A 6,983-nucleotide genomic window follows, 5' to 3' on the forward strand; every position below is an offset into this window, starting at 1 on the left:
TGCCGGAAGACGCACTGCCGAACGGCGGTGCTCCGTCGGCGGACCCCGAACCGGGGCCCCGCCGGCGGGTATCGGCCCCGGAGTCCTAGCTCAGACACCAGCCGCAAAGTAGGTCGCGGGTAGCTGGTCGAGCCCCGTTTCCCTCCCCTTGGCACCGTCGTTGGTCTGAGCCTCGATCCACCGCGTGAATTCTGTTCACGGGTGTCGGGTGGGTTTCGGGTGTTTCTTCGGGGTGCGGGCAGCGGTGAGCGCCGGGTGGCCGTCCGGTGCGGGGTCTCCGAGGTCTTTCGGATCGTGGGCGGGCAGGGCGGTGGCGCGGGTCAGGTGACCATGCGCTGTCCGGTCGCTGTCCACAGGTCGGTGAAGTCGTCCTGCCAGCACCAGGGTTGGGGCAGGTGGAGGGTGAGGCGGCGGGCGCCGGTGGCGATCCGGGCGGGGATGTTGATCAGGTGGCGGCGGATGGTGCCGGTCCGTGCCCTGGCATGGAAGACGGAGGCGAGGTGGCCGGCCGCGCGGGTGAGGTTGTAGGCGGTGGCCGCGAGGGTGAGCCAGGCGGCGTTCGCGGTGAACTTCCCCGACGGCAGGTGGGCGAGCGCGGAGTCTTCCAGGTCGGCGAAGACCTGTTCCACCACAGCGTGTTCGCGGTGCATGGGTTCGGCCTGGGCCAGGACGAACGGGCTGTTGGTGAAGATGACGTGGTGGCGCCAGACACCGAACAGCTCGGCCTGCCCCTCGGGCACGCTCTTCGGGTTCAGCCGCTTCACCCGGCGCACGATCAGCCGGGCTGTGGTGTGCAACGCCTTCTTCCTGCTGGTGAACGCGGTGAAGGGGACCTCGGTGATCTCCGCGTCGGAGATCCAGCGTTCCTCCTCGGCGTCCCAGACGGCGGCGTACTTGATCGGAGTCCAGGCGTACTCGGGGATTTCGGCGATGGCCTCGCGGATCTTCTTCCTGACCGCGACGGCGAGGGAGAAGCGCGCGCCGGCCTTGCGGCAGACCTCGACGACCTTGTGGGAGAAGTACGCGGAGTCCGCCCGGACGATGATCTGTGCGGTGATACCCATCGCCCGCACCGTGGCCAGTGCCTCGCGCAGCAGACTCGCCGCGCCCTTGCCGGAGCCTGCCGAGCCCCTGCGCAGCCTCGTTGCCACGATGACCGGCGCGCAGGTGGCGGTCTTGACCGTGACGATCTGGAAGTGCAGGCCGCGGACCTTGGTGTAGCCGAAGGAGGCGCCCTGCTTGGCCGGCCCGTAGACCTGCTTGACCTTGGAGTCGATGTCGACGAACACCACCTCGTCCCCGGTGGGGACCAGGCCGGTGTGCGCGACGAGATTGCAGGTGAACGCCCGTGTGGCGGACTCCAGTTGGCGCACGTGTCCCCAGGTGAACGCGCGCAGGAAGGTGCCCAGCGTGGACGGGGCACGCACCCCGCCGAACAAGCGCGGCAGGCCGCCGTGGCGGAGCACGTCCAGGTCGTCGATGCTGTCGGCCCCGGCGACCATCCCGCCCACGATGCTCATGGCCTTCGCCTCGGCGGCCGTACCGGCACCGTTTTTCGCACCGGTGAGCTTCACTTTCTCGGCCACCAGAGCGGGCAGCCCGCACCGCTCGGCCAGCCGGATCGTCGGGACCAGCCCGGCATGCGCGATCAGGTCCGGGTCGTCGAACGCGGCGAACAGCGTCGCCGGGCTGTGGGAGACTTTCACTGACGAGGTGCCTTGCTGTGTGCGGCTGATGGAAGCGTAGGAACTCCCATTATCGCAGGTCAGCGGGCACCTCTTCTTATTTCTCCGTCCACAGGCCGATCATCACGCGGTGGATCCAGGATCAGGCACCGAGGCCCGTCTGCGGTTTCTGCTCGCGACACACCGGTATTCCCTCCGCGCCCAACCCCTGTACGTCGGACACCGCCCACGGCCTGTCGCCGCGGGCGGTGTCCACCGGCGCATGCCCGGCCCCGGTCACAGTTTCAGCAGCGCCGTCAGCAGCGGGCCGCGTCGCGCGATCTTGCCGACCTTCTTGTCGTCCGGATTGTCGGGAACGGTCACCTTCACCACGGACGGCTGCCCCTCGCCCTCGTCCCCCTCAAGGACCGTCACCTCGGACCCCGCGTACTGCGGCTGGCCCTCGAGCACGGCCTTGACGGTCTCGGAGGCCTTCAGCGCGGACTTTTTGCTGCGGGCGACCGCGCAGACGACTCCGGAGGTGTCGTCGGCGGACCGGGCGAGCTGGCCGATCGCCAGGTGCGAGAGCTCCTTCCCGCCCCGGCGCGGGTCGATGCCGCTCTGGCGCGGTTCGATGCTCACCGAGTAGACGTCACCGAGACAGGCGACAAGCTGGCGGTACTCGGCCTTGTCGGCGAGCGCCTTGCCGTCGGCGGGGTGGAACACCCGGGTGCCCACCGGGCGGACGTGGGTGAACTCCTGGTCGGACACGGTGTAGTCCCTCTGGCTGTCCTCGTCCCCGCCCCAGACCGTCACCCCGTCCTGCTCGCGCTCCTGGCGCCCTTCGGCCTTGAGTTTCTTGGTGATCGACTCGGAGTCGAAGGCGCCCCGCCAGTAACCGGCCATGAGCGGGGAGTCGGTCGACTGGATCCACAGCCTTTCTTCGACCTGGTCCGGGTCGATCCGGTATCTCGAGGCAGCCGAGCCGCTGAGCTCGGTGGCGAGCTCCGAATCGGGGAACGGCCGGAAGTCGGCGAACCGCTCCGGGGCCTGCTTCGTCAGCTCCCGAAGCCTCGCGCTGTCCGTGTACACGACGCTCCAGGTCCCGGGCTCGGACGAGACCTTCCCGAGCGCCGCGGACAGTCCCGAGGCGTCCTCAAAGTCGGATCCCGAGCCGGAGGTGAGGGAACAGCCGGTGGTGAGCAGCAGACCGCATACGGCGGCGACGGCGGCCGATCTTCGGGCCGGAGCCCCGGCGGTACGGCGGCGACGCTCAAGTGATATGGACATGATCGGTCAGACTATCGGAAAAGGCGGCCAGGGTGGGGATCCCCCGATTGTGCGACATCCTGCGGATTCGCCCCGGCTTTCCTCTCCCGTTGCCGCAGGTCAGCCCGACAGACGGGAGCGATGGATTCGCCTAGATCATGATGGTTCTTCGGGGATCCTGAAGAACCGTCATGATCCCTATTCAGACGCGCCGGCCGAGGGCGACGAGGTGCCTGGTCAGGCCCCCTGCCGAGGACCCGAGGGGGCGGCGAAGTCGCGGAATGTTACACAAGCCGGGCACAGCTCGGCTGTAGCGGTGAGGACGGTCAGTTCTCTGACGGGATGCGCGCGGCGATCTCCTTCGCCAGCCGGTCCGCCTCCGGCGACATCGGCCCCTCCTGCTGCGCCACCGTCAGCAGCAGCCGCAGCAGATCGTGCGCCTCCTCCAGGGTCAGCAGCGCCAGCCGCTGGGCCGTGTGATCCACCGGCGCGTACCCGCTCTCCTCCGGATCGAGGTGCTCGTCGTCATCCATGACCAGCGCAACGACTCCCCGGGCGCCACGGTCACGCACAAGTTCTGGGGCGGCCATGGTGCGCAGTTATTTGACCGGCCGTTCCAGATGCGCCTATGGTCTTCGACGTGGCCAGGACCAAGGAATTCGATCCGGACGCCGCGCTGCAGTCGGCCCTTGAGCTGTTCTGGCGGCGCGGCTACGAAGCGACGTCGATGACGGACCTCGTCGAGCACCTCGGCATCGGCCGCGCCAGCCTCTACGCGACCTTCGGCAGCAAGCACGAGCTGTATCTGAAGGCCTTGGACCGGTACGCCGAGACGCGCGACGCGGCTCTCCTCGCCGAGTTGTCCCAGCCGGGCCCCGCACTGCCCGCGGTGCGGGCGGTGGTGCGCCGCTTCGCCGCGGAGGCCGCCTCCCCGGAAGGGCGGCTGAACGGCTGCTTCGTCACCAATACCGCGGCCGAGCTGGCCCCGCACGACCCTGCGGCGGCCCGCCGGGTCGAGATCAGCTGGGAGCATGTCGAGACCCTGCTGCACTCCGCGCTCGTACGAGCCCAGGCCCAGGGCGAGCTGCCCGAGGGTCGCGATCCGCGGGCGCTGGCCCGCATGCTGCTCGTCCTGCTGCAGGGGGTACGGATCGTCGGCAAGGCGTCGAACGATCCCGCCCGGGTGCGGGACGCGGCCGAACAGGCCTTGGCCCTGCTGGACTGACTCACCCCCGCCGGAACCACCGGGCTCCCTTCCGCACGCCCAAATAATGAACCGATCGGTCAAATATCAGGAGGACGGCATGACCGCCACGGGCACTGCTCGCGTCGCCACCATGCGGCAGCGATGCGCCTTCGTCCTCCTCGGTAGCGTCCAGACCACGCTGATCTTCACGCTCGCCGCGCTCGCCGTACCGCTGCCCCGCATCGGGCGCGAATTAGGCCTGCACCGCGCCGACTTGATCCTGCTCAGCGCCGCCTACGGACTGACCTTCGCCGGGCTGCTGCTCTTCGGCGGACGCCTCGCGGACCGCTACGGCGGGCGGCGCGCCCTCACCGCAGGCCTGGTCCTCTTCGCCGCCGCCTCGGCCGCCGCCCCGCTCGCCCCCGGCATCGGGACATTGCTCGCAGCCCGCTTCGCACAGGGCGCGGGGGCGGCCCTGATCGCGCCCGCCGCCATGGCCGTGCTGCGCGCCGTCTTCCCCTCCCCACCCGCGTACGGCAGGGCGATGGCCACCTGGGGCGGGCTCTCGGTACTCGGCGCGACCGCGGGCAATCTGCTCTCCGGCGTCATCTCAGCGCTGCTGTCCTGGCGTTGGACCTTCGCCATACCGCTCGTGGTGGCCCTCGCAGCCCTCACCCTCACGCCCCGGCTACTGCCGGACACCACGCCGAACCGGCACCGGACTCTCGACCTGCCGGGTGCCCTGCTCGCCACCACCGGAATCACCCTGGCCAGCTACGGACTCGTCGTCACCGACGCCCACCCCTGGCCGTCGGCCGGCGTGCTCGTACCGCTGCTCGCCGGGGCCGCGCTGCTCGCCGCCTTCTGGTACGCCGAGCGCCGCGCCCGCGACCCGCTGCTGCCGCCCCGCTTCCTGCTCGACCGGCGGCGGGCCCTCGCCCTCACGGCCATCGCACTGAGCGCCTGCGGAACCGCGATGACCTTCGTGGTCCTCTCGCTCCACCTCCAGCAGGCGCGCGACTGGTCACAGCTGCAGACCTCGGCCGCCTTCGTACCGTTCGCCGTCGCGCTGATCGCCTCAAGCCGCGCGGCAGGACCGCTCATCGACCGGTACGGGGCCCGAACCGTCACAGCGGCCGGGCTCGGCACCGGCGCGGCCGGGCTCGCCCTCCTCGCGCTCACCGGGATCGACGCACACATTTCATACGGGTACGGACTGCTGCCGGGCCTCGTGCTGCTGCCGGCCGGCACCGCGGCCTCCTTCGCGGGAGCCGCCGTGCTCGCCACCGAAGGCGTGCCGCAGCAGCAGACCGGGCTCGCGGGCGGCGTACTGAACACCGCGATGGAATGCGGCCCGACCGTCCTGTTCGCACTCCTGCTCACGCTCGGCAGCGACGCCTCGTCCCTGGCCGCGACGGGGGCCGCCCTCGCCGCCGTGGCCCTCCTGACCCACCGCACCCAGTAACCCATCACTCAAGGGAGCCACCGAAATGAACCGCTTCACCGGCAAGACCGTCCTCGTCACCGGCGCCGGCTCCGGCCTCGGCCGCGCAATCGCGCGCGCCTTCGCCGCCGAGGGCGCATCCGTGGTCGCCGCGGGACGCACCGCAACCTCCCTGGACGAAACGGTCGGTCTCATCGAGGCCGCCGGCGGCACGGCCACCGCCGTCACCGCCGACGTCACCGACTCCGGCCGACTCCAGAACCTGGTACACGAGACCGTCACCCGCTTCGGCGGACTGGACGTCGCCGTCAACAACGCCGGAACACTCCGCGGCACCGTACCGGTCGGCGAGGTGAGCGAGGAGGACTGGGACGCGGTGCTGCGGACCAACGTCACCGGCGTCTGGCTGGCCATGAAACACCAGATCGCGCACATGAAGGGAAACGGCGGCGGCACCATCGTCAACATCTCCTCCAACCTGGGAGCACACCTGCGGATCCCGAACGCCGCCGCCTACATCACCTCCAAGGCAGCGGTCTCCGCGCTGACCCGCGCCGCCGCTCTCGACCACATCCACCAGGGCATCCGCATCAACGCCGTCAGCCCCGGCGCCGCTGCCACGTCCATGTCGCTGCGGCCCGGTGAGACCGAGGCCGACCGTACCGAGCGGATGAAGACGGAAAACCCGCTCGGCCGGGTCGCGGAAGCCGAAGAAGTGGCGGCCGCGGTGCTCTACCTCGCCTCGCCCACGGCCGGCGCGGTGGTCGGCACCGACCTGGTCATCGACAGTGGTTCCTCGGCCTGACGGTACGTAGGCTTCGACGGCCCCCTTCCCCACCTATCAGGGGCGCAGCGAGACTGGGCAGGCCACCGTCGTGACGGCAGCCACGCTGCCGTGGCGTGCGACCGTAAAGGTCCCGCTCGGCCAGGACCCGGTCGTCAGCATCGTCCTCGACAAGAAGGGCGGGAAGGCAGGTCCGCTGTGCCCTCGCCGTGCGTGGCCAGCACGTCCAAAGCGCCACCGCGGCCGGGGAGTTCGGCCGCACCACCTGCACCGGCACACTGCCCACCCAGGACAAACCGCCCAGCGGATGACCCCACCCACCGGAGGCCGCCCCGGCAGGCGGGAACGGCCAGCCGCGGTTCTCATCGAGCACGGCACCGGGCAGTTCGCCGGCCTCCCAGTAACGCCGGATGAGGGGTATCGGCGTGCTGAAAGACCCCCGGCGAACAAGGGCCGCAGCGCCGGGCACCCGTTGGTCACCACCATGCAAGAAGAGGACGGCTACGGGTCGCTCAGCGCCTTTGCCGTCTTCTGCCGAGCCGGGTTGCTCACACGGTGTGCCGGCTCGTCCGGCGCGCTACGCAAAGGCCCGGCCCACCGCGGTATGCGGGCCGGGCTGCCGTGGTGGCTACAGGT

Annotated in this window: 6 protein-coding genes; 3 read left to right on the forward strand and 3 right to left on the reverse strand. The window is 70.3% G+C overall.

Going from position 1 to position 6,983, the window contains the following annotated elements; all coding sequences use genetic code 11:
• Positions 1-320: 320 nt before the first annotated feature.
• The 3 genes from JL475_RS37545 to JL475_RS37555 form a co-directional block, all read right to left on the reverse strand.
• Positions 321-1,706 (reverse strand): IS1380 family transposase, encoded by a 1,386-nt coding sequence (locus JL475_RS37545; RefSeq protein ID WP_202282695.1) that lies wholly within the window; start codon positions 1,704-1,706, stop codon positions 321-323.
• 255 nt (positions 1,707-1,961) lie between these two features.
• Positions 1,962-2,954 (reverse strand): hypothetical protein, encoded by a 993-nt coding sequence (locus JL475_RS37550; RefSeq protein WP_202282696.1) that lies wholly within the window; start codon positions 2,952-2,954, stop codon positions 1,962-1,964.
• A 305-nt stretch (positions 2,955-3,259) separates the two neighbouring features.
• Positions 3,260-3,466, reverse strand: coding sequence for a DUF6417 family protein (locus tag JL475_RS37555; protein WP_237409393.1), 207 nt, complete (start codon positions 3,464-3,466; stop codon positions 3,260-3,262).
• A gap of 107 nt (positions 3,467-3,573) precedes the next feature.
• Here JL475_RS37555 and JL475_RS37560 point away from each other — a divergent pair, with 107 nt between their 5' ends.
• The 3 genes from JL475_RS37560 (at position 3,574) to JL475_RS37570 (ending at position 6,368) form a co-directional block, all read left to right on the forward strand.
• A complete protein-coding gene (locus JL475_RS37560) occupies positions 3,574-4,158 on the forward strand; it encodes a TetR/AcrR family transcriptional regulator (protein ID WP_202282698.1) in 585 nt (194 codons plus the stop codon).
• A gap of 79 nt (positions 4,159-4,237) precedes the next feature.
• Positions 4,238-5,584 carry an MFS transporter gene (locus tag JL475_RS37565; protein ID WP_202282699.1) on the forward strand — a complete coding sequence of 449 codons (1,347 nt, stop codon included), beginning with the start codon at positions 4,238-4,240 and terminating at the stop codon, positions 5,582-5,584.
• A 25-nt stretch (positions 5,585-5,609) separates the two neighbouring features.
• Entirely contained in the window at positions 5,610-6,368 is a 759-nt protein-coding gene (locus JL475_RS37570; protein ID WP_202282700.1) for an SDR family NAD(P)-dependent oxidoreductase, read from the forward strand.
• The last annotated feature ends 615 nt before the right edge of the window (positions 6,369-6,983 follow it).

It is taken from the genome of Streptomyces sp. M2CJ-2, assembly GCF_016757295.1.
Classification (GTDB): domain Bacteria; phylum Actinomycetota; class Actinomycetes; order Streptomycetales; family Streptomycetaceae; genus Streptomyces.